24 protein-coding genes and 1 pseudogene are annotated in these 26,838 nt (G+C 70.0%); 22 read left to right on the forward strand and 3 right to left on the reverse strand.

Annotation, left to right across the window (positions count from 1 at the left end):
• Positions 1 to 59 precede the first annotated feature (59 nt).
• The 3 genes from KXC43_RS22120 to KXC43_RS22130 all read left to right on the forward strand — a co-directional run bounded on the left by KXC43_RS22120 (position 60) and on the right by KXC43_RS22130 (position 2,762).
• A complete protein-coding gene (locus KXC43_RS22120) occupies positions 60 to 899 on the forward strand; it encodes a shikimate dehydrogenase (RefSeq protein ID WP_221378028.1) in 840 nt (279 codons plus the stop codon).
• Between the two features lie 160 nt (positions 900 to 1,059).
• Positions 1,060 to 2,238, forward strand: coding sequence for a chorismate synthase (gene aroC / locus KXC43_RS22125; protein ID WP_221378029.1), 1,179 nt, complete (start codon positions 1,060 to 1,062; stop codon positions 2,236 to 2,238).
• On the forward strand, positions 2,238 to 2,762 hold the full coding sequence (locus KXC43_RS22130; protein WP_221378030.1) for a shikimate kinase: 525 nt from the start codon (positions 2,238 to 2,240) through the stop codon (positions 2,760 to 2,762). Before aroC ends, KXC43_RS22130 begins: the two co-directional genes overlap by 1 nt.
• On the opposite strand, the gene KXC43_RS22135 is transcribed toward KXC43_RS22130, so the two are convergent.
• On the reverse strand, positions 2,731 to 5,979 hold the full coding sequence (locus KXC43_RS22135; protein ID WP_221378031.1) for an NACHT domain-containing protein: 3,249 nt from the start codon (positions 5,977 to 5,979) through the stop codon (positions 2,731 to 2,733). The two genes, KXC43_RS22130 and KXC43_RS22135, sit on opposite strands and share 32 nt — an antisense overlap.
• Before the next feature lie 193 nt (positions 5,980 to 6,172).
• On the opposite strand from KXC43_RS22135, the pseudogene KXC43_RS51125 reads away from it, so the two are divergent.
• From KXC43_RS51125 to KXC43_RS22145, 3 genes and pseudogenes are all read left to right on the forward strand, one after another.
• Positions 6,173 to 6,280 (forward strand): annotated as a pseudogene (locus KXC43_RS51125) (NADP-dependent oxidoreductase); the annotation flags it as partial.
• A gap of 98 nt (positions 6,281 to 6,378) precedes the next feature.
• Positions 6,379 to 6,633 carry a zinc-binding dehydrogenase gene (locus KXC43_RS51130; RefSeq protein ID WP_308129189.1) on the forward strand — a complete coding sequence of 85 codons (255 nt, stop codon included), beginning with the start codon at positions 6,379 to 6,381 and terminating at the stop codon, positions 6,631 to 6,633.
• The gene (locus tag KXC43_RS22145; protein ID WP_221378033.1) at positions 6,597 to 8,531 is read left to right on the forward strand and encodes an AAA family ATPase; all 1,935 of its coding nucleotides are present in this window, start codon (positions 6,597 to 6,599) and stop codon (positions 8,529 to 8,531) included. Before KXC43_RS51130 ends, KXC43_RS22145 begins: the two co-directional genes overlap by 37 nt.
• On the opposite strand, the gene KXC43_RS22150 is transcribed toward KXC43_RS22145, so the two are convergent.
• Positions 8,522 to 9,220, reverse strand: a complete 699-nt coding sequence (locus KXC43_RS22150) for a Clp protease N-terminal domain-containing protein (protein ID WP_221378034.1) — start codon at positions 9,218 to 9,220, stop codon at positions 8,522 to 8,524. The genes KXC43_RS22145 and KXC43_RS22150 overlap by 10 nt on opposite strands.
• An 88-nt stretch (positions 9,221 to 9,308) precedes the next feature.
• Here KXC43_RS22150 and aroB point away from each other — a divergent pair, with 88 nt between their 5' ends.
• The 4 genes from aroB to nusB are packed head-to-tail and all read left to right on the forward strand — an operon-like array spanning position 9,309 to position 11,858.
• On the forward strand, positions 9,309 to 10,379 hold the full coding sequence (gene aroB, locus KXC43_RS22155) for a 3-dehydroquinate synthase (RefSeq protein WP_221378035.1): 1,071 nt from the start codon (positions 9,309 to 9,311) through the stop codon (positions 10,377 to 10,379).
• The gene (aroQ, locus tag KXC43_RS22160; protein ID WP_221378036.1) at positions 10,376 to 10,804 is read left to right on the forward strand and encodes a type II 3-dehydroquinate dehydratase; all 429 of its coding nucleotides are present in this window, start codon (positions 10,376 to 10,378) and stop codon (positions 10,802 to 10,804) included. Before aroB ends, aroQ begins: the two co-directional genes overlap by 4 nt.
• Before the next feature lie 60 nt (positions 10,805 to 10,864).
• Positions 10,865 to 11,422: an elongation factor P gene (gene efp, locus KXC43_RS22165; protein ID WP_221378037.1), complete on the forward strand. Its 558-nt coding sequence runs from the start codon at positions 10,865 to 10,867 to the stop codon at positions 11,420 to 11,422.
• Between the two features lie 25 nt (positions 11,423 to 11,447).
• Positions 11,448 to 11,858 carry a transcription antitermination factor NusB gene (gene nusB / locus KXC43_RS22170; protein ID WP_221378157.1) on the forward strand — a complete coding sequence of 137 codons (411 nt, stop codon included), beginning with the start codon at positions 11,448 to 11,450 and terminating at the stop codon, positions 11,856 to 11,858.
• A gap of 313 nt (positions 11,859 to 12,171) precedes the next feature.
• Here nusB and bldD read toward each other — a convergent pair whose 3' ends face one another.
• Positions 12,172 to 12,660: a transcriptional regulator BldD gene (gene bldD / locus KXC43_RS22175; RefSeq protein WP_020517563.1), complete on the reverse strand. Its 489-nt coding sequence runs from the start codon at positions 12,658 to 12,660 to the stop codon at positions 12,172 to 12,174.
• Between the two features lie 289 nt (positions 12,661 to 12,949).
• Here bldD and pyrR point away from each other — a divergent pair, with 289 nt between their 5' ends.
• The 12 genes from pyrR (at position 12,950) to coaBC (ending at position 26,837) form a co-directional block, all read left to right on the forward strand.
• Positions 12,950 to 13,513, forward strand: coding sequence for a bifunctional pyr operon transcriptional regulator/uracil phosphoribosyltransferase PyrR (gene pyrR / locus KXC43_RS22180; protein WP_221378038.1), 564 nt, complete (start codon positions 12,950 to 12,952; stop codon positions 13,511 to 13,513).
• The gene (locus tag KXC43_RS22185; protein ID WP_221378039.1) at positions 13,510 to 14,433 is read left to right on the forward strand and encodes an aspartate carbamoyltransferase catalytic subunit; all 924 of its coding nucleotides are present in this window, start codon (positions 13,510 to 13,512) and stop codon (positions 14,431 to 14,433) included. Before pyrR ends, KXC43_RS22185 begins: the two co-directional genes overlap by 4 nt.
• The gene (locus KXC43_RS22190) at positions 14,430 to 15,695 is read left to right on the forward strand and encodes a dihydroorotase (protein WP_221378040.1); all 1,266 of its coding nucleotides are present in this window, start codon (positions 14,430 to 14,432) and stop codon (positions 15,693 to 15,695) included. The genes KXC43_RS22185 and KXC43_RS22190 overlap by 4 nt, the downstream gene beginning before the upstream one ends.
• Positions 15,695 to 16,801: a glutamine-hydrolyzing carbamoyl-phosphate synthase small subunit gene (gene carA, locus KXC43_RS22195; protein ID WP_221378041.1), complete on the forward strand. Its 1,107-nt coding sequence runs from the start codon at positions 15,695 to 15,697 to the stop codon at positions 16,799 to 16,801. Before KXC43_RS22190 ends, carA begins: the two co-directional genes overlap by 1 nt.
• Positions 16,802 to 16,803: 2 nt before the next feature.
• Positions 16,804 to 20,115: a carbamoyl-phosphate synthase large subunit gene (gene carB / locus KXC43_RS22200; protein ID WP_221378042.1), complete on the forward strand. Its 3,312-nt coding sequence runs from the start codon at positions 16,804 to 16,806 to the stop codon at positions 20,113 to 20,115.
• Positions 20,112 to 21,164, forward strand: a complete 1,053-nt coding sequence (locus KXC43_RS22205) for a quinone-dependent dihydroorotate dehydrogenase (RefSeq protein WP_221378043.1) — start codon at positions 20,112 to 20,114, stop codon at positions 21,162 to 21,164. The genes carB and KXC43_RS22205 overlap by 4 nt, the downstream gene beginning before the upstream one ends.
• Before the next feature lie 120 nt (positions 21,165 to 21,284).
• A complete protein-coding gene (locus KXC43_RS22210; protein ID WP_221378044.1) occupies positions 21,285 to 22,562 on the forward strand; it encodes an adenosylmethionine--8-amino-7-oxononanoate transaminase in 1,278 nt (425 codons plus the stop codon).
• A 203-nt stretch (positions 22,563 to 22,765) separates the two neighbouring features.
• On the forward strand, positions 22,766 to 23,596 hold the full coding sequence (gene pyrF / locus KXC43_RS22215; RefSeq protein WP_221378045.1) for an orotidine-5'-phosphate decarboxylase: 831 nt from the start codon (positions 22,766 to 22,768) through the stop codon (positions 23,594 to 23,596).
• A 185-nt stretch (positions 23,597 to 23,781) separates the two neighbouring features.
• Positions 23,782 to 24,099 (forward strand): integration host factor, actinobacterial type, encoded by a 318-nt coding sequence (gene mihF, locus KXC43_RS22220; protein ID WP_020517554.1) that lies wholly within the window; start codon positions 23,782 to 23,784, stop codon positions 24,097 to 24,099.
• Positions 24,100 to 24,132: 33 nt separating this feature from the next.
• The gene (gene gmk / locus KXC43_RS22225) at positions 24,133 to 24,732 is read left to right on the forward strand and encodes a guanylate kinase (RefSeq protein ID WP_221378046.1); all 600 of its coding nucleotides are present in this window, start codon (positions 24,133 to 24,135) and stop codon (positions 24,730 to 24,732) included.
• 13 nt (positions 24,733 to 24,745) lie between these two features.
• A complete protein-coding gene (gene rpoZ, locus KXC43_RS22230; protein WP_015623990.1) occupies positions 24,746 to 25,009 on the forward strand; it encodes a DNA-directed RNA polymerase subunit omega in 264 nt (87 codons plus the stop codon).
• A gap of 577 nt (positions 25,010 to 25,586) precedes the next feature.
• Positions 25,587 to 26,837 carry a bifunctional phosphopantothenoylcysteine decarboxylase/phosphopantothenate--cysteine ligase CoaBC gene (gene coaBC, locus KXC43_RS22235; protein WP_221378047.1) on the forward strand — a complete coding sequence of 417 codons (1,251 nt, stop codon included), beginning with the start codon at positions 25,587 to 25,589 and terminating at the stop codon, positions 26,835 to 26,837.
• Position 26,838 lies beyond the last annotated feature (1 nt).

Below are 26,838 nucleotides of genomic sequence, written 5' to 3' on the forward strand. Positions count from 1 at the left end.
TAACCGAGGCCACGCCGCAGCCCCGCCTCAGTTGTGAACCAGGCGCTAACCTGGTCGGCGTGATTCCGACCCGCCGGGCTGCCGTGTGCGGCCAGCCGATCGCCCACTCGCTGTCGCCGGTGATCCACAACGCCGGCTTCGCCGCGGTGGGCCTGTCGGGCTGGTCGTACTCCGCCTTCGAGTGCGGTGAGGCGGATCTGGCCGCGCTGGTCGGCGGCCTCGGCCCGGAATGGGCCGGCCTGTCGCTGACCATGCCGCTCAAGGAAGAGGCCCTGCGCCTGGCCGCGGCGGCGACGCCGGTCGCGGTCGCGATCGGTGCGGCCAACACTCTCGTACGGCGGCAGGACGGCACCTGGCTGGCCGACAACACCGACGTGGCCGGCATGGTGCGCGTGCTGCAGGGCGCCGGCCTCAAGCCTGCCCCTTCGGTGACCGTGCTCGGCGGCGGCGGCACAGCCCGGGCCGCACTGGCGGCGGCCGCCCAGCTCGGCGCCTCAGCCGTGTCGGTGGTGACCCGTCGTCCGGCCGCCTACGAAGAGCTGGCCCCGGCCGCGGCCGCCCTGAACATCACCATGATCGCCGTTTCGTGGGATCGCGCCCCCGACACGTTCGAGGCCGACGCGGTCATCTCCACGGTCCCCAAGGGCGCGGCCGACCACCTGGCCTGCGAAGTGGCCTGGCGCGACGGCACGGTGCTGTTCGACGCCATCTACGACCCCTGGCCGACGCCCCTGGCCGCTTCGGCCCAGGCTCACGGCGTACCCGTGCTGTCCGGTCTCGACCTTCTGCTGGCCCAGGCCTTGAGCCAATTCGAGCAGTTCACCGGCGTCAGCCGGGCCCCGGAAGAAGCGATGCGCACCGCGCTCCTCCAGGCCGCCGCCGCCCGATCCTGTGGATAACTCATTCCCGCGCCTTGACAAGGCGGTAACGTCCTTCCTCTTCCCCTGAGGCGGGTGGGGGCTGGGGATGGACGCCCGCGCGCGAGGCTCAAAATTCCGGAAGGCGGGACGGCGGCAGGGCAGCGGCGGCGGCCACCGGCGACGTGCCAGACTGTGACCCGTGTTGCGCTGGCTGACCGCAGGTGAATCGCACGGCCCCGCCCTCGTCGCGCTGCTCGAGGGGGTGCCCGCCGGTGTCGAGGTGACGACCACCGAGATCGGGCGGGACCTCGCGCGCCGCCGTCTCGGTTACGGCCGCGGCGCCCGCATGAAGTTCGAGCAGGACGTCGTCGAGGTGATCGGCGGCATCCGGCACGGGCTGACGCTGGGCAGCCCCGTCGCGATCCGGGTGGCCAACTCCGAGTGGCCCAAGTGGGAAACGGTGATGGCGGCCGACCCGGTCCTGGCCGAAGAGCTGGCCGCGCAGGCCCGCAACGCGCCGCTGACCCGCCCGCGCCCCGGCCACGCCGACCTGGCCGGCATGCAGAAGTACGGGCACACCGACGCCCGCCCGATCCTCGAACGCGCCAGCGCCCGCGAGACGGCCGCCCGCGTCGCCGTCGGGGTGGTCGCCAAAAACCTGATCAAGCAGGCGCTCGGCATCGAGGTCGTCTCGCACGTCATCGAGCTGGGCTCGGTCGCGGCCAAGACCGGTCTGATCCCCACGCCCGAAGACGCCGAGCGCATCGACGCCGACCCGCTGCGCTGCCTCGACCCCGAGGCCAGTGCCCGCATGGTCGCCGAGGTCGACGCGGCCAAGAGCGACGCCGACACGCTGGGCGGCATCGTCGAGGTGCTGGCTTACGGCGTACCCCCGGGCCTGGGTTCGCACGTGCAGTGGGACCGCAAGCTCGACGCGCGACTGGCCGCGGCCCTCATGTCGATCCAGTCGGTCAAGGGCGTCGAGATCGGCGACGGTTTCACCCAGGCCCGTTCGCGCGGCTCGGTGGCCCACGACGAGATCGTCCCCACCGCCGACGGCGTGAAGCGGGTCACCGACCGGGCCGGCGGCCTGGAAGGCGGCATCACCAACGGCGAGCCGCTGCGGGTGCGCGCCGCGCTCAAGCCGATCTCGTCGCTCAACCGCGCTCTGCAGACGATCGACGTGACGACGGGCGAACCGACGACGGCGATCAACCAGCGCTCCGACGTGGTAGCCGTGCCGGCCGGGGCCATCGTCGCCGAGGCCATGGTCGCGCTCGTGCTGGCCGAGGCCGCGGTCGAGAAGTTCGGCGGCGACTCGGTGACCGAGATCCGCCGCAACCTGGCCGGCTACCTCGACAACCTGGTCATCCGCTGATGGCGCCGCGGGCCGTGTTCGTGGGCGCCCCCGGCGCCGGCAAGTCGACCATCGGCGCCGCGGTCGCCGAACTGCTGGGCGTGCCGTTCGCCGACGCCGACACCGTCATCGAGCAGTGGGCCGGCAAGCCCATCCCCGAGATCTTCATCGACGACGGCGAGGACGCGTTCCGTGCCCTGGAACGCGAGACGATCGCGGCCGGGCTCGAGGAGTTCGACGGGGTGCTGGCCCTGGGCGGCGGCGCGATCCTGCACGAGGGCACCCGCGAGTTGCTGAAGAAGCACACCGTGGTCTACCTCTCGGTCGACCTGAGCGACGCCGTCAAGCGCGTCGGCCTCGGCGCCGGCCGCCCCCTGCTGGCCATCAACCCCCGGGCCACCCTGAAATACCTGCTCGACCAGCGACGCCCGCTCTACGCCGAGGTCGCCACCCACACGGTCAGGACCGACGGCCGCGATCCCGCCGAAATCGCGACGGAGGTCGCCGCCCTGCTCACGACCACTGACGACGCAGCCGGACAGTAGGCGGCAGGCCTCGTCGGCCGACGACTTTGCTGCGCTGGGAGACGTCAATGGTGAGCAGTCCTCCTTTCCAGCTTCGGAATGGAGCGAGGTCGACGGAGTTCTGGACGTCCCAGATCTCGATCTGCTCGATCTGCGCCAACCGGGCGAGCGGTCCGAGGTCCACCGGCGCAGCCGGGGCGAGGACAATCTGGGTGAGTCGAGGCGTCGCTTCGAGCGTTCCCAAACGCCGGCTGGCCCCAGGAAACGCAATCAGCCTGGTCAGCGAGGGCAGTTCCTTGATCGCGGCAAGGTCCCAGTCGTCGGTCACTCCGCCGAGCTCGAGCTCTTCCAGGCGAGGGAAAAGGGACTTCAGGGGACTCAAGCCGTTGGCGTCCAGTACGGCCAGTCGCAATCCGAGTCGTCGCAGTTCACTCGGTGGTCCGAGCGACGTGCTGTGTTCTCCATCGAGGAAGAGATATTCGAGAAACTGCATGCTGGTCAGCGCCGAGACGTCGGTCACTTCCGGATGTAGCCGCACATCCAGGCGCCGCAGCTGTGACATGTCAGCGATGATCTTGATGTCATGCATGCGGACCGAGGAGTTCCAAATGATGCCCAACTCTTTGAGGCTTCGCATGCCGACCATCGCACGCAGATCGCCGGCATCCACGCGGCTGGCTCCCACTACCACCCTTTCGAGTGCCGGGTATCGGTGTAGGTCGCGGAGGTTCTGACATTTGTCGCCGTACAGGTGAATCCCTTTGAGCGCGGGCGCGTCCGACAGCTCCGCGACGTCAACCGAGCGATCGAAGTTGGCCCGGATGCTGCGCAAATTGCTCAGGTGGCGGGTAGCGCCCAGGAGGCCGGGTTCGCGCACGAAAACCTCGCCGCCGACCAAGGGTGCGTTCGCCAAGACACGCTGCGCATACTCCTCGGGGTCGAAGGTCCGCCAGCAGTCGGCGAGTTCCTGTTGCACCCGGAAGCGTGAGTCATGGGCGTACATGGCAAGAATGTCGAGCGCACGAGGGCCGTTAACCAACGAAACAGTCTGGATCAAAGCCACGGCTCGGCTGTCAGACAATCCGTCGAGCGATCGAGGCAGCCGGTCCAGAATCGGCTCGCCGACGATGTAGAGCGATCGCGACTCCACCGGTCGGCGGGGCGGTAGAAGGCGGTCGAGGTGCCGGTGAATGTCGTCGATCAGCGTCGGTGGATCGAGCGATGGCATCGTCTCCAGGCAAGCGGTGGCCAGCAAGACCAACGTACGGTGGTGGCGAGGCTCCCGGTCGGCACGGGCGAGCAGGCCTTCGATCAGCTCGCGTCGCATGCGGCTGTTGCCGTGACCGGCCGCCATCACGATGATCTCGCGCCAGGTGTCCAGGTGGGCCTGTCCGGCCAGCATGCCGCCCATGTCCTGCTCAGCTGCCTCCCGTGCGGCCAGATACTCCTGAAAAGTCCGGTGGACAAAATCGATCCGTCCCACCGCAGGTTCGCGTAGCATTCCGCTCCGCTCAACAAGGTGGGTCAGCACGGTTCGGGAATCAGCCGACACTCGCGGCATGCCGGCCAGTCGACGGCCGAGGTATTCGATCGCCTCGGCCCAGGTCAGCTCCGACCGCCCGTTCAACGAGATCCGCCAGGCCAAGTCCTGGAGCAGCTGAAGGCGCTCGCGCACGGACATCCCGGGAAGGACCGAGTGCACACCGCGCTCAGTGTCGCGCCGGTGCAGCAACATGTCGACGGCGGCCTGATAGATGCCCATGCGGTCGGGCGGCAGATTGGCCTCTCGGTCGAGGTTGAGCGCGCACAGCATGGCGGCCATCAACGGGTTGCCCGCCATCCGATAGAGATGTCGGCTCGCCGTCAGCTGAGTCAGAAGCGATTGTTCGTAGTGAGGCAATCTCTGGGGCAGGCAGGGCAGCGACGCCGAGGAGAGCGCCGCCCGATGCCACTGTTCGATCAGCGCCCGGACGTCGGCCGGAGTCAGCCGTTCGAGCGTGAGCGACTCGAAGCCCTCGGCAGCAAGCCACCGTACCGGGGCGGCAGGCGGCCGCGAGGTGACCACAGCGAGCGATTGAGGATACGCGTCGAGCAGTTCCCGCAGCCAAGTTCGGACTTTCGATCGCCGCTCCGCGGGCAGTTCGTCGACGCCGTCGACCAGCAGCAGCGCTCGTCCCTCTTCTAGCTGACGGTGCACCCATCCGGCCGGCATCGTCGCGGCGATGGGGTCGGCGATTCCGGTCAGGAACTGCTCCGGCGCCGGCAGCGTCTCGGGCCAGCTTCGCAATTTCACCAGGAAGGGCACCCGGCCGTTCCAATCGGCGAGCGGACCGGTGAACCGTTGGTTGGCTGCGGTCACGGCCAGCCAGCGCAGCAATGTGGACTTGCCGGCCCCGGCCTCGCCCCGAATCAGCGTGCGGGTGCGCGTGGCGAGCGCCCGTTCCACCCGCTCCCCGCCGGCGCTGTCGGGCCGCGCGTGCCGAAGCAGAGTCGGCTCCCATGCAGGCGGCGGTTCCGTCACCCCCGCGCCGTCGTCGCTGACGGCCAGGCTGATGTAGGCGACGCTGAGTGTGGTCCGGGGGCGGAACTGCGTCTCGACGCCGACAAGTTCGAGCGCGTTCAACTTGTTCGTGAGCACCTCGGCGTACCGCGGCCGGAACTCGGTCGGTGAGAGGCCACCCACAGTGAGATGCCGCAGGGCCTCGGACATGATGCCGGTGATCTCGGTGAGCCGGCCCAGCATTTCCACCGCCGCCCGATTGCCGAACGGCGATGTGCGTACGACGAATTGAGTGAAACACCGGCAGCAGTCGTCGAGCGCCAGGTCGTAGAGGCGTTCCGCTCCGGCCGACAGCCCGGCCGGCGGCATGTCCGCTCGCAGAAGAGCGGCGAGACGTGCGGGGTCGAGGTCGGCCGCGAAGAGTGAGTCGTCGGAAAGGTCGGCCCGCCGGAAGGTGTCAGCGACGGCTTCGAGGGCGGCGACTGCCTCGTACTGGGGCAGGGCAGCGAATCGGGTGGCTGTCAGCGGTGCGAGTCGTTCGGCCACCTCGTCGACAACGGCCTCGATCTGTCGTTCGCCCCGGCGGCGGGTGAACTCGTCGGTGGCCTTCTGCTTGAGCAGGTCGCTGAGAGGCAGCGTGCGTTCCCGGGCTTCCCGCCGGCCGCCCAGCCATCTGGTGAACAGCGGCGTCACCACCGCGCGGCCGACATTGACCAGTGCTGTCTCGATTCCGGTCAATGGAACCACCCCCACGGTGACCTTAGGACACCACAGGTGGGGTGGACGAGACGGCGCTGACGCGGCTCGGCGGGGCAAGACTGGGCGCATGACATGAGCGGTGCGATTCGATCAGCACGGCGACGTGGACGTTCCTGGCATTGACGAGGTGGAACGCCAGGTGCCCGCGGCCGACCAGGCGCTTGTCGAGGTGGTGGCGGTCGGCATCAATCCCGGCGAGGCGTCCATCCGGTCCGGCCTGCTGCACGAGCGATGGCCCGCGACGTTCCCGTCCGGTCAGGGCAGCGACTTCGCCGGGCGCGTGGTCGAGACGGGCGGGTCGGTCACCGAGTTCGCGGTCGGCGACGAGGTGCTCGGCTGGTCCGACTGGCGGTCGTCGCAGGCTGACGACGTCGTGGCGTGCGCAGCGTCGGTGTCACCCAGTGGCAGATCCTGTCCTTCCTGGCCGGCGAGTTGGCATGGGGCGGGGCCGTCCTGCCGATCGCCGCGATCTATCCGCTGGACGAGGTGCGCGACGCCTACACCGAATTGGCCGCCCGGCACACCCGCGGCAAGATCGTGCTGTCCACCGAGGTGCCGGCGAACGCGGGCCGTCTTTCGTCAGTAGTCTGCGGCGCATGGACGTCGATCTGCGGGTGCGGCCGGAGCTGTTGAAGGAGCTTCGCCGCCACGCCCGTGGGCTGGTGTTCGCGGTCGGGGAGCGCGGCAGCGGCCGGTCGGCGACGCTGGCCGCGTTCGCCGACGAGCTGCGCCGGGACGACGAGCCGCCGATCGTGGCGCGTTATCAATTCAGCGGCGACGCGGCCGAGCTGCTGAACCGGGCTTTGCTCGCGCAGCTCGTCGCGGCCGTGGCCGAGTCGCCGCACGCCGAGCGCCAGCTGTGTGCCCTGCGTGAGAGCCGGCGGCTCGACGAACCCGGCGACCTGCTGGCCATGCTGCGCATCGCGGCGCGGGTGAGACCGGTGGTGTGCCTGCTCGACGACTTCTCGGCGGCCGACCTGGTCTGGTGGCGGCTGTTCCTGCGGGACAGCGCGCCCGAACTGGCCCGCCTGCCGCTGCTGATCGTGGCGGCGCTCGACGCCGGCGAGGGGCGGATCGTGGACCACCAGGATCTGGCTACCTCGCTCGACTCGTGGTTCGCGTCGACTGTGCGGCTGGGCCCGGCCGGCGCCGGCGAGCTGGAGGCCCAGATCGGCGGGCGCCTCGTCGAGCCGCTGCGGTCCGACGTGTTCGAGCTGGCCGGCGGCAAGGCGGGCCGGGTGGGGGACCTGTGGCAGGAGCTGGTCGACGACGGCGCGGTCGAGTTCGACCACGACGAGTGGCGCTGGCGGTGGGGCGGGCCCGAGGACCACTCCGGTTTTGTCCGGGACGCGTTCGACCGGCGGATCCGGCAACGCTGCCCGACGCCCGAGGAGTGCGCGCTCGCCTGGTCGGTGGTGCGGATGGCGGCGATCGAGGGCCCCGAGTTCACCCCGGCCGCGGTGGCCGTCGCGCTGCACCGGATCGGCTGCGACGGGTGTGACGACGTCGACGCGGTTGTCGACTTCATCGACGAGGTGCTGGCCGGCCCCGAACTGTTCGAGGTGGGCGACACGGCTTGGCGCTGGCGCGACCGTTACGCGTACCGTGCCCGCTTCTTGCACCTGGGACACGCGGAGGCGCTGCGCCGGTTCGGGCTCGACGACGAGGAGAGGAAGGACTGGGCGGCGGCGCTGGGATGGGCGCTGGAGGAGCTGTACGCGGGAGCGGCCGACCGCATCGGCCCGGTGCTGGCCGACGTCTGGGCACAGGCCGGGGAGCCCGATCGGGTGGGCTGCGCCGGCGTCCTCACCGAGCGGCGCCGGCGCGGGCTGATGCGGGACGAGGCCGCTGAGCCGGTGGACCACCTGATCTACGTCGACCACCTTCTGACCGAGGCCCGCGGGACGGCGTCCGGGAATCCGTGGCGGGCGCTGGAACTGGGCCGCCGCGCCCTGAGCGAGGCGGAGCGGTCCGGTTCGAGTGATGCGGTCGCGCTGTCGCTGGTCACCATCGCCGCCGAGTTGCAGGCGCTCGACAAGGCCGGTGAGGCTTTGCCGTACGCGTCCCGGGCCGCCGCTGTCGCCGGAGCTCACCCGTCCACCCGGCGGAGAGCCCTGACAACCGTCGCGTCCTGCCGCCTCGCGATAGCCGAGGACGGTGACCTGGCCGAGGCCGAGCGGATCAGCGACGAGCTGCTGGCCACCGCCACGTCGGCGGAGGAACGCCGGACGGCCCGTGCTCTGCGGGAGCAGGCTCGTGCCGCGGAGTTGGTCGGGACCGGTGCATTGCCCGAAGCTCGCGCGGTGCTGCTGGCTGCCCCCGACCCGAGCTGTCTCCGGCTCCTGCGAACGATCGCCGATCGGCTGGGCGACACCGCGATCGCCGAGGAACTGGCCCACCTCTCGCTCGTGCTGGCCTGGGACGACGCCCGGCGGCGAGCCTGGTCCGGGCAGGACGCCGAGGTCGCCCGGCTGGTTGCGGCGCTCGACGACCTCGGCGGCTACCTCCGGACGCTGCACGCTCAGGCCTGACGCTCCAGGCGCTCGATCCGTTCGATCAGGGGCGCCAGTTCCGCGCGTACGGCGGTCAGCAGATCCGGCGCCGGGCCGGTGTTCTTCCGCAGGTGGGCATAGCCGGTCAGCGCCGCCGCGACCGCCCGCCGGGTGGCCTTGGGGTCGAGTCCGCGCGAGCGCAACAGGTCACCGGCCGCCCCGTCGGGCTCGGCGGCCAGGGCGATCAGCAGGTGCTCGCATCCGACGTAGTTGTTGCCCAGACTCAGAGCTTCGCCCGCTGCCAGTTCCAGTGCGGCGGCCGCCTTGGGGCTGAAACGCAGGCCGTCCATGGCCGCTCCCGGCTCGGGAGCGGACGGTGCCGTGAGCGAGGACGGGCTGATGTCCATGGCCGTCAGCAGTTGCAGCGCCAGGTTGCCGCCCTCGGCCAGGATGCCGTGCAGCAGGTCGCCGGTGGTGACCGTGGTCGCGCCGGCCTCCCGGGCTCGTCCGGCGGCCAGGCTCAGCACGGTGACCAGCCGCCCGGTGAGGCTGGGGAACTGCTCGGCCAGGGACGCGGCGTCGACGTCGGTGAGGACGGCCTGGCGGATCGTGGTGATGCGGCGGACCGCCTGGTCGAGGGCGCGCTGGCAGACGGCGCTGACCGGCACGCCGGTCTCGCGGACGGCTTCGGCGAGGTCGTCGGGCAGGTAGACGTTGATTTTCGGCATGGCTCAGTTGTAACCCCGATGGGGGCATAAAGATATAACCCCATTTTCGTACGAGCCGTGGCCGTTGCCGCCGGAGGCGGAGGATAGGGTGACCGCCGTGGTGACACGAATTCGGGTGAGCGGTGACCGTCCGTACGACGTGCTTGTCGGTCGCGACCTGGCGGGTGAGCTGCCCTCGTTGATCGAGGGTGCGGCCCGTGCCGCGGTGCTGTTCGCCGCCCCGCTGCGCGAGCAGGCGGCCCGCGTCGCTGCGGCGGCCGGCGTGCAGACGGTGCTGATCGAGGTGCCCGACGCCGAGCGCGGCAAGACCGTCGAGGTCGCCGCCGGGTGCTGGGACGAGTTGGGCCGGCACAACTTCACCCGGACCGATGTGGTGATCGGCGTCGGCGGCGGCGCCGTGACCGACCTGGCCGGCTACGTGGCCGCCAGCTGGCTGCGCGGGGTGCGCTGGGTGCCGTGCTCGACGTCGCTGCTCGGCATGGTCGACGCGTCCGTCGGCGGCAAGACCGGTGTCAACATCGCGGCCGGCAAGAATCTGGTGGGCGCGTTCCACCCGCCCGCCGGGGTGCTGTGCGATCTCGACTCGCTGCGCACCCTGCCCGCCGACGACCTGCTGGCCGGCCTGGCCGAGGTGATCAAGTGCGGCTTCATCGCCGACCCGGTCATTCTCGAGCTGATCGAGGGCGACCCGGCGGCCGCCGTCGACCCCGACGGGCCGCTGCTGCGCGAGCTGGCCGAGCGGGCGATCCGGGTCAAGGCCGAGGTGGTCAGCGTCGACCTCAAGGAGTCGGGGCTGCGCGAGATCCTCAACTACGGCCACACGCTGGGCCACGCGATCGAGAAGCGCGAGAAATACACCTGGAAGCACGGCCACGCGGTCTCGGTCGGCCTGATCTTCGCCGCGGCGCTGGCTCAGCTCGCCGGTCGGCTGGACGCCGCGACAGCCGGTCGCCACCGGTCGATTCTCGAGTCCGTCGGCCTGCCCACCCGCTACCAGGCCGAGGCCTGGCCGGAGCTGTTCAGCGCGATGCGCGTCGACAAGAAGACGCGGGCCGCCACCCTGCGGTTCGTGGTCCTGAACGCCCTGGCCAAGCCGGACATCCTCAGTGGGCCGGACGAATCGCTCCTCGAGCAGGCGTACGCGGAGGTGGCGCGATGATCTACGTGCTCAACGGCCCCAACCTGGGCCGGCTCGGCACCCGTGAGCCCACGGTCTACGGCTCGACGACACACGCCGACCTCGAGCAGCTCTGCCTCTCCACGGGCGAGCGGCTGGGCCTGAAGGTCGAGGTGCGCCAGACCGACGCCGAGTTCGAGATGATCAAGTGGCTGCACCAGGCGGCCGACGAGGGCGCCGACGTGGTGCTCAACCCGGCCGCGTGGAGCCACTACAACATCGCGATCCGGGACGCGGCGGCCATGCTGCGCGGGCGGCTCGTCGAGGTGCACATCAGCAACATCCACACACGGGAGGAATTCCGGCACCATTCGGTCATTTCGGCCGTCGCCACCGGCGTCATCGCCGGGCTGGGTGTCGATGGTTACCGTTTGGCGCTGGAGCACCTGGCCCGATTCGTCGGTTAGCCCGCGACGTCGGTAAACTCGGTCGGTCACCGACAGATTTCCCCAACAGCAGGGCAGGACATGGCTTCCACGAACGACCTGAAGAACGGCCTGGTGCTCAACCTCGACGGCGACCTCTGGTCCGTCGTGGAGTTCCAGCACGTCAAGCCGGGTAAGGGTGGGGCGTTCGTGCGCACCACGCTGAAGAACGTGCTGTCCGGCAAGGTCGTCGACAAGACCTTCAACGCCGGCACCAAGGTCGAGACCGCGACGGTCGACAAGCGCACGATGCAGTACCTCTACCAGGACGGCGAAGACTTCGTCTTCATGGACCTGGACACGTTCGACCAGATCACGGTGCAGGCCGGCACGGTCGGCGAGAACGCGAACTACCTCCTCCCCGAGGCCGAGGCGACGGTCGCCACCCACGAGGGTGTCCCGCTCTACATCGAGCTGCCGACCAGCGTCTTCCTCGAGGTCACCTACACCGAGCCGGGCCTGCAGGGCGACCGCTCGACCGGCGGCACCAAGCCGGCCACGGTCGAGACCGGCGCCACGGTCAACGTGCCGCTGTTCATCACCACCGGCGAGAAGATCAAGGTCGACACCCGCGACGGCCGTTACCTCGGTCGTTCCTGAGATGGCCGAGGGTCCCAAGCTGCAGATGCCCGCGCGCCGCAAGGCACGCAAGCGGGCCCTCGACGTGCTCTACGAGGCCGACCTGCGTGACCTGCCGCCCCGGCAGGTCCTGGCCACCTACCTCGAGCGCATCGCGAAACCGCACCCCGATCACCTCGACTACACCGTCAGCCTGGTCGAGGGCGTGGCCGAGAACCTCGACCGCATCGACGAGCTGATCGCCAGCTACGCCGAGGGCTGGACGATCGACCGCATGCCCGTGGTCGACCGCAACCTGGCCCGCATCGCCGTGTACGAGCTGCTCTACGTCTCCGAGATCGACGACCCGGTCGCGATCACCGAGGCCGTCGAGCTGGCCAAGCAGATGTCCACCGACGACAGCCCGCGCTTCCTCAACGGCATCCTGGGGCGGATTGCGGAGTTTGCCACGCGGTAGTGGCGTGTGAGTAAGTCGGAGGCTCCGGTCGGGATTCGCGATCGGGGCCTCTTGTGCTTCCCGACGTTGCCGGTGGTCAGCCCCGGAAAGCTGACCAGTCAGGTTCAGCGAAAAAACTGACCGTGTGCGGCACCATCATCACTGATCGCGCAAATTCCGGCGGCGAAGTCGATCATCGTAGATGCGTCCGACACGATAAGTGATGTCGGCCGACAACGAAAAAGCCCGCGCGGACGCGGGCTTTTCGGGCTCGGGACGACGCCGGAGGTGGATGCCGGCGTGGTCGGGGGAATGGGGGATGAGGCGGGGAAGATCAGCTGGCGAAGAAGGCCCGGGGGTCGGCCACCAGGACACCCTGCTCGGTCAGGCGCTCGATGAGGCCGGACGGCGAGATGTCGTACACGATGGCCAGGGCACGCAGGTCGTCGGCCCGGATCGACAGGACGCGGCCGTTGTAGTCACCGCGCTGCTGCTGGATGGCCCGGGCGTAACGCGCCACGTAGGCGAGATCCTCGCCGGTGGTGTCGTAGAGCTTCTCGAGGTCGAGCACGATCTTGTTGGTGGCTTCGAGACGGACACCGCTGCCGTCGGGCAGCAGTTCCGAGACGGGCACCCGGTAGAAGTCGGCCAGCTCGGCCAGGCGCGAGACGGTGACGGCGCGGTCGCCGCGCTCGTACGAGCCCACCACCACGGCCTTCCACCGGCCGTTCGACTTCTCTTCCACACCCTGCAGGGACAGGCCCTGCTGCTGCCGGATGGAGCGCAGGCGCGCACCCAGCGACTTGGCGTACTCAGACGGCATTCGGAACACTCCCACTGTGCTGGCCCGGAGGGTTCCCCTCCGCGATCGCTACGCAGCGTGACGGTACGCAGTGAGCGACCCCCGGTCAAGTGTCGTTTACCTATGAGTCGCGCCGCGCCGGGGAGAGTTGTCGGATTAGTCCGTCGTGTTCGCTCGTCGGGCACGTCACCATGGTCACCGCCGCGTCCACTGGTAACGTAGCGTCAGCCATCGGGCCGGCTCCCTCCGGGGCCGTTCCACCAGACGTCCTTTAACGACCCGTCCCGTGAGGCGGGGAAGGAGGTCCGCCGTGGCATCGCCACGCGCCGACGCGCCTAGCAAGATCATTCTGAGTGCGTCCGACCTGCACCGGGTCGTCGACCGCATCGCTCATCAGATTCTCGAGAAGACCTCGGGCGCCACCGGCACCGTCCTTCTCGGCATTCCCACCCGCGGGGTCCCGCTCGCTCGCCGGCTGGCCGCCCGCATCCACGCCTTCGAGGGCATCGACGTTCCGGTCGGCTCCCTCGACATCACCCTCTACCGCGACGACCTGCGGCTGCACGCCACCCGCGCGCTCGGCAAGACCGAGCTGCCCGGCGGCGGCATCGACGGCCGGCGGGTCGTCCTGGTCGACGACGTGCTCTTCAGCGGGCGCACCGTGCGGGCCGCGCTCGACGCCCTGAACGACGAGGGCCGGCCCAGCTCGGTGCAGCTCGCGGTGCTGGTCGACCGCGGCCACCGCCAGCTGCCGATCCGCGCCGACTACGTGGGCAAGAACATCCCGACCGCGCTGTCCGAGAGCGTCCGCGTCTCGCTGACCGAGTCGGACGGCCTCGACGAGGTCAAGCTGACCGGGGGCGAGGAAAAGTGATCAAGCACCTGCGTTCCGCGGCCGACCTGGACGCGCCCACCGCCACGCTGATCCTGGACACCGCGGGCGAGATGGCCGCGCTGGCCGGGCGCGAGGTGAAGAAGCTGCCGACGCTGCGCGGCCGCACGGTGGTCAACCTCTTCTACGAGGACTCGACCCGCACCCGCATCTCGTTCGAGGCCGCCGCCAAGCGGTTGTCGGCCGACGTCATCAACTTCTCGGCCAAGGGCTCCAGCGTCTCCAAGGGTGAGAGCCTCAAGGACACCGCCCTGACGTTGCAGGCCATGGGAGCCGACGCGGTCGTCATCCGGCATCCCGCCTCGGGCGCGCCGCACCGGCTGGCCCAGTGGGTCGACGGGTCGGTGGTCAACGCGGGCGACGGCACTCACGAGCACCCGACGCAGGCGCTGCTCGACGCGTACACGATGCGCTCGCGGCTGGGCCGGCTGGACGGCCTCAAGGTCGCGATCGTGGGTGACGTGCTTCACAGCCGGGTCGCCCGCTCCAACGTCCTGCTGCTGACGACACTGGGCGCGCAGGTCACCCTCGTAGGGCCGCCGACGCTGATCCCGCTCAACGTAGCCGCCGCATTGTCACCGAAAACCAAAGTGTCGTACGACCTGGATAGCGTCCTGCCCGACATGGACGTCGTGATGATGCTGCGAGTACAGACCGAGCGCATGCAGGACTCGTACTTCCCGTCCGCACGGGAATACAGCCGCCGCTACGGCCTCGACCTCGCCCGCATGCGCAAGCTGCCGGAGCACGCGATCGTGATGCACCCCGGCCCGATGAACCGCGGCATGGAGATCACCCCCGAGGTGGCCGACTCGTCGCGCTCCACGATCGTCGAACAGGTCGCCAACGGCGTGAGCGCTCGGATGGCCGTCCTTTATCTGCTGCTGGGAGGCAAGGCGTGACCTCATACCTGCTGCGTGGTGTCTCGGTCCTCGGGGCCGAGCCGACCGACCTGCTGATCCGCGACGGGGTCATCGCCTCCGGCCCGGCGACCGGCGCCGACATCATCGACGCCGCCGGCCTGGTGGCCCTGCCCGGCCTGGTCGACCTGCACACCCACCTGCGCGAGCCCGGCCGCGAGGACGCCGAGACGGTCGAGACCGGCTCCCGGGCCGCGGCGCTCGGCGGCTACACGGCGGTGTTCGCGATGGCCAACACGTCACCGGTGGCCGACACGGCCGGCGTGGTCGAGCAGGTCTGGCGGCTGGGCCGCGAGGCCGGGCTGGTCGACGTGCAGCCGATCGGCGCGGTCACCGTCGGGCTCGCCGGCAAGCAGCTCGCCGAGCTGGGCGCCATGGCGACCTCCGCGGCCGGCGTGCGCATCTTCTCCGACGACGGCCACTGCGTCGCCGACCCGCGCCTGATGCGCCGCGCGCTCGAATACGTGAAGGCGTTCGACGGCATCATCGCCCAGCACGCCGAGGAGCCGCGGCTCACCGAGGGCGCGCAGATGCACGAGGGCGAGGTCAGCACCCGGCTCGGCCTCACCGGCTGGCCCGCGGTGGCCGAAGAGGCGATCATCGCCCGCGACGTGCTGCTCGCCGAGCACGTCGGCAGCCGCCTGCACATCTGCCACGTCTCGACGGCCGGCTCGGTCGAGGTGCTGCGCCAGGCCAAGGCCCGCGGCGTCCGCGTGACGGCCGAGGTCACCCCGCATCACCTGCTGCTCACCGACGAGCTGGCCGCCTCCTACGACCCGGTCTACAAGGTCAACCCCCCGTTGCGTACGGCGAAGGACGTGCATGCCCTGCGCGAGGCCCTCGTCGAGGGGGTCATCGACATCGTCGCCACCGACCACGCGCCGCACGCCGTGGAGGACAAGGAGTGCGAGTGGGCGTACGCGCGCCCGGGCATGGTCGGTCTCGAGACCGCCCTGCCGGTCGTGCTCTCGGTGCTGGGCGAGCGGTGGGACCTGATCGCCGAGCGCATGTCCCGGACGCCCGCGCGCATCGCGGGCCTGACCGGCCACGGCACCGACCTCGCGGTGGGTGACCCGGCCAACCTCACGCTGGTGGACCCGTCCGCCCGGCGGGTCGTCGACCCGTCCGAGCTGGCGAGCCGCAGCCGCAACACACCGTACGCGGGCACCACCCTGCCGGGTCGCATCGTCGCGACCTTCCTCCGGGGAGAGCCGACGGTCCTGGACGGGAAGGCTGTTAAGTAATGAGTAAAGCGATCCTCGTGCTCGAGGACGGGCGGACGTTCGTCGGCGCGGCCTACGGCGCGCTGGGCGAGACGTTCGGCGAGGCCGTCTTCACCACCGGCATGACCGGCTATCAGGAGACGCTGACCGACCCCTCCTACCACCGGCAGGTCGTCGTGCAGACGGCGCCGCAGATCGGCAACACCGGCGTCAACGACGAGGACGACGAGTCCTCCAAGATCTGGGTCGCGGGTTATGTCGTACGGGACCCGGCCCGCCGCCCCTCCAACTGGCGCTCCACCGGTGACCTGGGAGAGCGGCTGGCCGCCGAGGGCGTGGTCGGCATCAGCGGCATCGACACCCGGGCGCTGACCCGGCACCTCCGGTCGCGCGGCGCCATGCGGGTCGGCATCTCGTCGGTCGACCTCGACCCGCAGTCGCTGCTGGCCCGCGTGCAGTCCGCGCCGCAGATGGTCGGCGCCGACCTGTCGGCCGAGGTCACCACCTCGTCCCGCTACACCGTCGAGGCCGTCGGCGAGCACCGGTACACGGTGGCCGCTCTCGACCTCGGCATCAAGCGCAACGTCTCCCGCCGCCTGGCCGAGCGGGGCGTCACCACGCACGTCTTCCCCGCCTCGTCCACGATCGACGAGCTGCTCGCGGTCAGCCCCGACGCTGTCTTCTTCTCACCCGGCCCCGGCGACCCGGCCACGGCCGACGGCCCGGTCGCGCTGGCCCGCGAGGTCATGCGCCGCGAGAAGCCGCTTTTCGGCATCTGCTTCGGCAGCCAGATCCTGGGCCGGGCGCTCGGCTTCGGCACCTACAAGCTCGGGTACGGGCACCGCGGAATCAACCAGCCGGTGCTCGACAGGACCACCGGCAAGGTCGAGGTGACCAGCCACAACCATGGCTTCGCGGTCGACGCGCCGCTCAACACCGTGATCGACACCGACTTCGGCGGCGTCGAGGTCTCGCACGTCTGCCTCAACGACAACGTGGTCGAGGGCCTGCGGGGCCTCGAGGTCCCCGCGTTCACCGTCCAGTACCACCCCGAGGCCGCCGCCGGCCCGCACGACGCCGACTACCTCTTCGATCGGTTCGTCGAGCTTGTGGAAAAGAAGGGCTGACCATGCCGAAGCGTGAAGATCTCAAGCACGTGATGGTGATCGGCTCCGGCCCGATCGTCATCGGCCAGGCCTGCGAGTTCGACTACTCCGGCACCCAGGCCTGCCGCGTCCTGCGGGCCGAGGGCATCCGGGTCTCCCTGGTCAACTCCAACCCGGCCACGATCATGACCGACCCCGAGTTCGCCGACGCCACCTACGTCGAGCCGATCACCCCGGAGTTCGTCGAGCTGGTCATCGCCAAGGAACGCCCCGACGCGATCCTGGCCACACTGGGCGGCCAGACCGCGCTCAACACCGCGATCGCGCTGCACGAGAGCGGTGTGCTCGAGAAGTACGGCGTCGAGCTGATCGGCGCCGACGTCGACGCGATCCGCCGCGGCGAGGACCGTCAGCTGTTCAAAGAGATCGTGGCCAAGGCCGGCGGCGAGACCCCGCGCTCGCGCGTCTGCCACTCGATGGACGAGGTCCGGGCGACCGTCGCCGACCTCGGCCTCCCCGTGGTCATCCGGCCCTCGTTCACCATGGGCGGCCTCGGCTCGGGCATGGCCCACACCGACGAGGACCTCGAGCGCATCGCCGGCGCCGGCCTGGCCGCATCCCCGGTGCACGAGGTGCTCATCGAGGAGAGCGTGCTCGGCTGGAAGGAGTACGAGCTCGAGCTGATGCGCGACAAGCACGACAACGTCGTGGTCGTCTGCTCGATCGAGAACGTCGACCCGATGGGCGTGCACACCGGCGACTCGGTGACCGTGGCCCCGGCCATGACCCTGACCGACCGCGAGTACCAGAAGCTGCGCGACCTCGGCATCGCCGTGCTGCGCGAGGTCGGCGTCGACACCGGCGGCTGCAACATCCAGTTCGCCGTCAACCCCGACGACGGCCGCCTGGTCGTCATCGAGATGAACCCGCGCGTGTCCCGCTCGTCCGCGCTGGCGTCGAAGGCCACAGGCTTCCCGATCGCCAAGATCGCGGCCAAGCTCGCCATCGGCTACACGCTCGACGAGATCCCCAACGACATCACGCTCAAGACGCCGGCCGCCTTCGAGCCGGCCCTCGACTACGTGGTTGTGAAGATCCCGCGGTTCGCGTTCGAGAAGTTCCCGGGGGCCGACCCCGAGCTGACCACCACGATGAAGTCGGTCGGCGAGGCGATGTCGATCGGGCGCAACTTCGCCGAGGCGCTCAACAAGGCCATGCGGTCCCTGGAAACCTCGGCCGCGGGCTTCTGGACGGCGCCCTCGTTCGACAGCGCCGAGGCCGCTCTCGAAGCCATGCGGACTCCGCACGACGGGCGGCTCTACACCGTCGAGGCCGCGCTGCGACTCGGCGCGACCGTCGAGCAGGTGCACGAGGCCAGCGGCCGCATCGACCCCTGGTTCCTCGACGAGATCAAGGCCCTGGTCGACCTGCGCACGCAGATCATGGACGCCCCGGTGCTCGACGAGGAGCTGCTCCGCCGGGCCAAGCGCTCGGGCCTGTCCGACAAGCAGCTCGCGGCGCTCCGGCCCGAGCTGGCGGGCGAGGACGGCGTGCGCATGCTGCGGCACCGGCTGGGCATTCGCCCGGTCTACAAGACCGTCGACACCTGCGCGGCCGAGTTCGAGGCGGACACCCCGTACCACTACTCGACCTACGACGAGGAGACCGAGGTCGCGCCGTCGGCCCGGCCCAAGGTGCTCATCCTCGGCTCGGGCCCGAACCGCATCGGCCAGGGCATCGAGTTCGACTACTCCTGCGTGCACGCCGTGATGGCGCTGAGGGGTGTCGACTACGAGACCGTCATGGTCAACTGCAACCCCGAGACGGTCTCGACCGACTACGACACGGCCGACCGGCTCTACTTCGAGCCGCTCACCTTCGAGGACGTCTTCGAGGTGTTCCACTCCGAGGACTCCAGCGGCAAGGCCGCCGGCGGCCCGGGCGTGGTCGGTGTGATCGTGCAGCTCGGCGGTCAGACCCCGCTCGGCCTGGCCAACCGGCTCAAGGCCGCCGGCGTCCCGATCGTCGGCACCTCGCCCGAGTCGATCGACCTCGCCGAGGACCGCGGCCAGTTCGGCGCGGTGCTGGCCAAGGCCGGCCTGCGCTCCCCCGACCACGGCACCGCGACCAGCTTCGACGAGGCCAAGCAGATCGCCGACACCATCGGCTACCCGGTGCTGGTCCGCCCGTCCTACGTGCTCGGCGGCCGCGGCATGGAGATCGTCTACGACGAGCCGACGCTGCAGGGCTACATCAACCGGGCCACCGAGATCTCGCCCGACCACCCGGTGCTGGTCGACCGGTTCCTCGACGACGCGATCGAGATCGACGTCGACGCGCTCTGCGACGACACCGGCGAGGTCTACCTCGGCGGCGTGATGGAACACATCGAGGAGGCCGGCATCCATTCCGGCGACTCGTCCTGCTCGCTGCCGCCGATCACCCTGGCCGGCTCGCACCTGGCCGAGGTGCGCCGGTACACCGAGGCGATCGCCCGCGGCGTCGGGGTCCGCGGCCTGCTCAACGTGCAGTACGCGCTCAAGGACGACACGCTCTACGTGCTCGAGGCCAACCCCCGCGCGTCCCGCACGGTCCCGTTCGTCAGCAAGGCGACGGCGGTGCCGCTGGCCAAGGCGGCCGCCCGCATCATGCTCGGCGCCACCATCGCCGAACTGCGGGCCGAGGGCATGCTGCTGGCCGACAGCGACGGCGGCACGGTGCCCGAGGGCGCGCCGATCGCGATCAAGGAAGCGGTGCTGCCGTTCAAGCGGTTCCGCACCCCGGCCGGCAAGGGCGTCGACAGCCTGCTCGGCCCCGAGATGAAGTCGACCGGCGAGGTGATGGGCATCGACGCCGGCTTCGGTCAGGCGTTCGCCAAGTCGCAAGCGGCCGCGTACGGGTCGCTGCCGACCGCCGGCAAGATCTTCGTCTCGGTGGCCAACCGCGACAAGCGGGCCATGGTCTTCCCGATCAAGCGGCTGGCCGACCTCGGCTTCACGATCGTCACCACGGCCGGCACCGGCGAGGTGCTGCGCCGCCACGGCGTGGTCTGCGAGGTCGTGCCCAAGCACTTCGAGAGCCCCGGCAAGAACGCGGTGGAGCTCATCCTGGCCGGCGAGATCGCGATGATCATCAACACGCCGCAGGGCTCGGGCGCCAGCGCCCGGTCCGACGGGTACGAGATCCGCAGCGCCGCGGTCACGGCCGACATCCCGAGCATCACCACGGTGCCCGGCGCGGCCGCCGCGGTCATGGGCATCGAAGCGCTGATGCGCGGCGACATGACCGTCCGGCCCCTGCAGGAGCTGCACGCCGCCCTGCGAGGCCCGAAGTGACCTTGTTCGAGTCCGCCGTCCGCCCGGTGCTGTTCCGGGTGGGCGGCGGGGACGCCGAGAAGGCCCACGAGTTCACGCTGGCCCGCCTGGCCCGGCTGCCCGGCCCGGTGCGGGCGGCCATGCGCGCCCGGTACACGGTCGACGCCCCGGTCGAGGCTTTCGGTGTGCGCTTCCCCAACCCGGTCGGCCTGGCCGCCGGCATGGACAAGAACGGCCGGGCCCTTCCTGCTTGGCCGGCCCTCGGCTTCGGCTTCGTCGAGGTCGGCACGGTCACCGCCCACGCGCAGCCCGGCAACGACAAGCCCCGCCTGTTCCGGCTGCGCGACAGCGAGGCGATCATCAACCGGATGGGCTTCAACAACGCGGGCGCGGCGGCGCTGGCGGCTCGGCTCGACGAGCTCGGCCCGATCGGGGTGCCGCTGGGCATCTCGCTCGGCAAGTCGAAGGTCACTCCGCTGGAGGAGGCGGTCGACGACTACCTCACCTCGCACAAGCTGCTGCACCCGCATGCGGACTACATCGCGGTCAACGTCTCGTCGCCCAACACGCCGGGCCTGCGGACGCTGCAGGACAAGACCGCGATCGCCGATCTGCTGACCGCGCTGGTCGGCCCCAAGCCCGTACTCGTGAAGATCGCCCCCGACCTCACCGAGCCGGCCGTCGCCGAACTGCTCGAGGTCTGCCTCAGCCACGGCGCGGCCGGCGTGATCGCCACGAACACCACGCTGGCGCGCGACGGCCTGGCCGCGGCCGACGTGTCCCGAGCCGGCGAACCGGGCGGGCTGTCCGGACGGCCGCTGACCGAGAAGGCCCGCAAGGTCGTCCACTTCGTGCACACCGAGACGGGCGGCCGGCTGCCGATCATCGGGGTGGGCGGGGTGATGTGCGCCGACGACGCCGCACGGCTGTTCGACGCGGGCGCCGCCCTGGTGCAGCTCTACAGCGGGTTCATCTACCGGGGCCCGGCGCTGGTCCGGGCCGCGGCGTCCGTCCGCCGGGCCGTGTCCTCCGGGCCATCGGCCTACCCCGGGTCGGCGGCCGCACTGTGAACGGCTCGGCGGTTTCCTGCCGGGCGGCGGTGGCCTGCTCGCGGTTGGCGGCTGTGCGATGAACGGCTTGGCGGTTTCTCGCCGGGCGGCGGTGGCCTGCTTGCGGTTGGCGGCTGTGCGATGAACGGGTCGCGGGCGGCCGAGCTGATCGCCCGCGATCGGCGGCACGTCTGGCACCCGTACGGGCCGATGCCGGGGCGCAGTGAGCCCTACCTGGTCGAGAGCGCGTCCGGCGTACGGCTGAAGCTCGCCGACGGCCGCGAGCTGGTCGACGGCATGTCGTCGTGGTGGGCGGCCATCCACGGCTATCGGCACCCGGCGCTCGACGCGGCGCTGGCCGAGCAGGCCGGGCGGATGAGCCACGTGATGTTCGGCGGCCTCACCCACGAGCCCGCGATCGAGCTGGCAACCACGCTGGTTGACCTGGCGCCGGACGGGCTCGAGCACGTCTTCCTGTGCGACTCCGGCTCGGTCGGCGTCGAGGTCGCGATCAAGATGGCTCTGCAGGCACAGCTGGCGCGGGGCCGCCCCGGTCGCCGCAGGCTTGCGACGTGGCGCGGCGGCTACCACGGCGACACGTTCCACCCGATGAGCGTCTGCGACCCGGTCGGCGGCATGCACTCGCTGTGGACCGGGGTGCTGCCCACCCAGGTCTTCGCCGGCCCGCCACCCGCGGAGTACGACGAGGCCTATGCGACCGAGCTGGTCGAGATGGTCGGGAAGCACGCCGACGAGATCGCCGCGGTGATCGTCGAGCCGGTCGTGCAGGGCGCCGGGGGCATGCGGTTCCACGATCCGCGGTATCTGCGCGTCCTGCGCGACGTCACGGCCGCGCACGGCATCTTCCTGATCTTCGATGAGATCGCCACCGGCTTCGGCCGTACGGGCGAGTTCTTCGCCTCCGCGCACGCCGGGGTCAGCCCCGACATCATGTGCGTGGGCAAGGCGCTGACGGGTGGCTACCTCACGCTGGCGGCGGCGCTGTGCACGACCGAGGTCGCGGAGGCGATCTCGGCGGGGGAGGGCGGCGGTCTCGCGCACGGCCCGACCTTCATGGGCAACCCGCTGGCCTGCGCGGTCGCCAACGCCTCGCTGGAGCTCCTCCGCACGGGTGACTGGCAATCCCGGGTACGAGTGATCGAAAACGGTCTACGGGCGGGTCTGGAGCCGCTGCGAAAAGCGTCCGGGGTTGCCGATGTGCGGGTCATGGGCGCGATCGGGGTCGTGCAGCTCGACCACGACGTGGACATCGCCCGGGCGACCGCGGCGGCCGTCGAGGTCGGGGTGTGGCTGCGGCCCTTCCGCGACCTGATCTACACGATGCCGCCGTACGTCGCGGAGCCGGACGACGTCGCCCGGATCGCCGCCGGCATCGCCGCCGCGGTCGCCGCGACCTGACGGCCCGAACCGATCGCCAGGGGGTGCTTCTGACCGTGCCGACAGCACGACCGCACCGCCGCGGTCCACCCCGCCCCCAAGCGTCCCGCGCCGGGCCGCGACCCTCCCGGGGACGGCCCCGCCAACCTGACTGACCACCTGACTGACCCGGCCTCACCGACCTGACTGATCACCTGACTGCTGACACGGAAGAGGGAGTCCCAGTGGAGACCTTCGGCAAGCGCCTCGCGGAGGCCATGGACAAGCGCGGCCGGCTGTGCGTAGGCATCGATCCGCACGCCGCCCTGCTGACCAGGTGGGGGCTCACCGACGACATCGCCGGCCTGGAACGTTTCGCCCGTACGGTCGTCGAAGCCCTGGCCGATCGGGTGGCTGTGCTGAAGCCGCAGTCGGCCTTTTTTGAGAGATTTGGGTCACGTGGCATCGGAATTCTTGAGTCAACTATCCGACAGTCCCGGGAGGCCGGGGCGCTTGTCCTGCTGGACGTGAAGCGCGGCGACATCGGCTCGACGATGGCCGCGTACGCCGACGCCTACCTTGATCCAGCGAGTTCTCTCTGTGCTGACGCGATTACTGTGAGTCCCTATCTCGGTGTGGGCTCGTTGCAGCCGGCATTCGACATCGCCGCCCGTCACGGTGCCGGCGTGTTCGTTCTCGCGCTCACGTCCAATCCGGAGGGACGGTCCGTCCAGCATGCTGTCGCAACGGACAAAAAGACCGTGGCCCAAACCGTGATCGACGAAGTTTCCCTGCTCAACAAGGGTTTTGAGCCGCTCGGAAGCGTCGGACTCGTAATCGGAGCGACGATCGGCGACACCGGGCACGATCTGTCCCGAGTGAACGGTCCGCTGCTCGCTCCGGGCCTCGGAGCACAGGGCGCGACCCCCTCCGACCTGCGGTCCGTCTTCGGCGAAAGCCTGCGCAACGTGCTGCCGTCGTACTCACGGGAAGTTCTGACAGCGGGACCTTCGGTGGCCGGCCTGAGGGCTGCCGCGGACCGCGCCGCGGACGAATGCAGATCCGCTCTCGGGTGAAACGGCCCTGCTTATCAGGGAGTCGCGGAGCGGTTGCGGGGGTACCCCCACGTTGCCGAAAGCGCCGTTGACCGCTAGTTTTCCCGGCGCCGGGAACCACATGCCCCTTTGGTTCCCTGGCACACCACGTTTCACAGAAGCGCCGGTATTGAACTACCGCCGCGATAGGGACCTGAGGAGAACTGGTGCCGCTCCCGTCACTGAGCCCCGAGCAGCGCGCTGCAGCGCTGGAGAAGGCCGCGGAAGTACGTAAGGCTCGGGCTGAGCTGAAGGAACAGCTCAAGTCCGGCAAGACCACCCTCGCCGCTGTGCTTGACCGCGCGGAGGAGGACGAGGTCGTCGGCAAGCTGAAGGTCTCGGCCGTGCTCCAGGCGCTGCCGGGCATCGGCAAGATCCGCGCGACCCAGATCATGGAGAAGCTCAAGATCGCCGACAGCCGCCGGCTGCGCGGTCTCGGCGACCAGCAGCGCAAGGCCCTCCTGGGGGAGTTCGCTGCGAACTGACTCATGGGCTCGTGTTGAATGAGCCTTGTGAGCATGGATGACGACGCGCGCCCGGCAGCCCGCCTCACCGTCCTTTCCGGCCCCTCCGGGGTCGGCAAAGACAGTGTGATCGAGTTGATCCGGGCGCGCTCGCCTTGGATCAAGTTGTCGGTGTCGGTGACGACGCGGAAGAAACGCGACTACGAGACCGACGGCGAGCACTACCACTTCGTGACCCGGCCCGAGTTCCAACGACTGATCGACGGCGGTCAACTGCTCGAATGGGCGGAGTTCGCCGGCAACCTCTACGGCACGCCCAGGGCGCAGGTCGAGGGCTGGATCAGTCAGGGCCGGCCGGTCCTGCTCAAGATCGACCTGCAGGGCGCCCGCCAGGTGCGGGCCACGATGCCCGACGCGCAACTCGTCTTCCTGGCCCCACCCAGCGTCGAGGAACTCCGCCGCCGCCTGATCGGCCGCGGCACCGACGACGAGGAAACCATCCGGCGCCGCCTCGCCCACGCCGACGAGGAACTGGCCGCCGAGAAGGAATTCGACCGAACGGTGGTCAACGACTTCGTCGAGCGTGCGGCCGATGAGCTGGTAGGATTGCTCGGTTCGTCATTTCTGACGCCAGCGCAAGCCCCAGAGCATTAAGGATCTTAAAACTGTGGGAACCATCGCGAACCCCGAAGGCATCACCAACCCGCCGATCGACGAGCTGCTCGACAAGACCTCGTCGAAGTACTCGCTGGTGATCTTCGCGGCTAAGCGCGCCCGCCAGGTCAACGCGTACTACAGCCAGCTCGGCGAGGGTTTGCTGGAATACGTCGGCCCGCTGGTCGAAACCACGCCGCAGGAGAAGCCGCTCTCGATCGCCATGCGCGAGATCAACGCCGGTCTGCTGACCGCTGAGGCTACCGACAACCCCTGATCCCTCCGCGCCCCTCCTGGTGGCGCGTCACATTGATCCCGTGTCCCGTGGTTGGGGCGCGGGATCTTTGCGTTTCTGCTTCGTGGGATGGGCTTTCTTGCGCTGGGACGGCCGGGGGTTCACCTCGCGGTGAGTGGGGGCCGGCGCTTCTCTGGGTGCGGGGGCGGGCTGAGGAGACCCGTGCGGGTGGGCGGTCTGGCTTCCGCGTTGGGGATGAAACCAGGACCTTCTCTCACTTGGGCCGGCCTGGGTGGTGGGGTGCGCGTTCGCACCGTGCCGCTTGCGCGGCCGGTTGGTCAAAAGCCGGGTTAGTGGATGGTTGGGATGGGCTCCGTATTTGGGGTGCGCGGCCCCCCCCCACCGCAACCGTCGCCAGAGGTGATCTCCAGCGATTGCTGGGGTCTGGGGCAAAGCCCCAGGGTCTTGATCGTTCGACCGCACACGGTTGTCATCCACAGGCGTCGGAATCCCTGTCGCTTATCCACAGGCATGGGGGTCTGTGCCGCATCCGGAGCCGCCTTCGGGCTAGCGTTGGCTCGTCGTCCACGCCGGTGGGCGAAGGAGCGTTCGGGGGTCTGTGGTGGCTGAGGTCGTCCTCGGGGTGGCGGGCGGTATTGCTGCCTACAAGGCGTGTGAGCTGCTGCGGCTGTTCACCGAGTCGGGGCACAAGGTGCGCGTCGTGCCGACGGCGTCCGCGCTGCAGTTCGTCGGCGCGCCCACCTGGGCCGCGCTCTCGGGGCGCCCCGTGGCGACCGAAGTCTGGGACGACGCGCATGAGGTGCCTCACGTCCGCATCGGGCGGTCGGCCGAGCTCGTCGTCGTGGCGCCCGCGACCGCCGATCTGCTGGCCAAGGCGGCCCACGGCCTCGCCGACGACCTGTTGACCAACACGCTGCTGACGGCCACGTGCCCGGTGGTCTACGCCCCGGCCATGCATACCGAGATGTGGGAGAACGCGGCCACCCAGGCCAACGTCGCCATCCTGCGGGCGCGCGGCGCGGTGGTGATCGAGCCGGCGGTCGGGCGGCTGACCGGCAAGGACACGGGCAAGGGCCGGCTGCCTGATCCCGTGCAGATCTTCGAGCTGGCGTTGCGCGTACACCGGCGGGGCCTCGATCTCGATCTGGCCGGCCGCCATGTCGTGGTGACCGCCGGCGGCACCCGCGAGCCGCTCGACCCGGTGCGGTTCCTCGGTAACCGGTCGTCCGGCAAGCAGGGGTACGCGCTGGCCAAGGCGGCTGCGGCGCGGGGTGCGCGCACGACGTTGATCGCGGCGAACGTGACCCTGCCCGATCCGGCCGGCGTCGATCTCGTGCGGGTGGGAACGACCGAGGAGCTGCGGGCCGCCACGGTCAAGGCCGCCGCCGAGGCGGATGTCGTCGTGATGTCGGCCGCGCCCGCCGACTTCCGCCCGGCCACCGTGGCCGACGAAAAGATCAAGAAAACCGACGACGGCTCGCCGGCGCCGATCGCCCTCGTCACCAATCCCGACATCGCCGCTGAACTGGGCGCGAGCAAGCGACCGGGGCAGATCCTCGTGGCCTTCGCAGCCGAGACACACGACGCGATCGAGCACGCACGGGTCAAACTGATCAAGAAACGTGCCGACCTGATCGTCGTTAACGAGGTGGGTGTGGACCGCGTGTTCGGCGCCGACCACAATGAGGTCACGCTGCTCGGGGCCGACGGGAGCACGACTAGTTACGCCGAACTCCCCAAAGACGATGTGGCCGATATGATTTACGACCGTGTCGTCACGCTCCTGGAAAGCCAGGTCGCCGACGGTGGGAGAGCCCAGTACCCAGGCGACTCCCGCCAGGCACGGTGAC

The sequence above is a fragment of the Paractinoplanes polyasparticus genome, assembly GCF_019710575.1.
GTDB lineage: Bacteria > Actinomycetota > Actinomycetes > Mycobacteriales > Micromonosporaceae > Actinoplanes > Actinoplanes polyasparticus.

What these genes read in the sequence shown, in the direction of transcription:
- aroQ (WP_221378036.1), top strand. Translation starts at nt 10,376, where the DNA reads ATGATCTACGTGCTCAACGGCCCCAACCTGGGCCGGCTCGGCACCCGT.
- bldD (WP_020517563.1), bottom strand. Translation starts at nt 12,660, where the DNA reads ATGCCGTCTGAGTACGCCAAGTCGCTGGGTGCGCGCCTGCGCTCCATC.
- KXC43_RS22145 (WP_221378033.1), top strand. Translation starts at nt 6,597, where the DNA reads ATGGACGTCGATCTGCGGGTGCGGCCGGAGCTGTTGAAGGAGCTTCGC.
- carB (WP_221378042.1), top strand. Translation starts at nt 16,804, where the DNA reads ATGCCGAAGCGTGAAGATCTCAAGCACGTGATGGTGATCGGCTCCGGC.
- KXC43_RS22130 (WP_221378030.1), top strand. Translation starts at nt 2,238, where the DNA reads ATGGCGCCGCGGGCCGTGTTCGTGGGCGCCCCCGGCGCCGGCAAGTCG.
- nusB (WP_221378157.1), top strand. Translation starts at nt 11,448, where the DNA reads ATGCCCGCGCGCCGCAAGGCACGCAAGCGGGCCCTCGACGTGCTCTAC.
- carA (WP_221378041.1), top strand. Translation starts at nt 15,695, where the DNA reads ATGAGTAAAGCGATCCTCGTGCTCGAGGACGGGCGGACGTTCGTCGGC.
- gmk (WP_221378046.1), top strand. Translation starts at nt 24,133, where the DNA reads ATGGATGACGACGCGCGCCCGGCAGCCCGCCTCACCGTCCTTTCCGGC.
- KXC43_RS22150 (WP_221378034.1), bottom strand. Translation starts at nt 9,220, where the DNA reads ATGCCGAAAATCAACGTCTACCTGCCCGACGACCTCGCCGAAGCCGTC.
- KXC43_RS22210 (WP_221378044.1), top strand. Translation starts at nt 21,285, where the DNA reads ATGAACGGGTCGCGGGCGGCCGAGCTGATCGCCCGCGATCGGCGGCAC.
- efp (WP_221378037.1), top strand. Translation starts at nt 10,865, where the DNA reads ATGGCTTCCACGAACGACCTGAAGAACGGCCTGGTGCTCAACCTCGAC.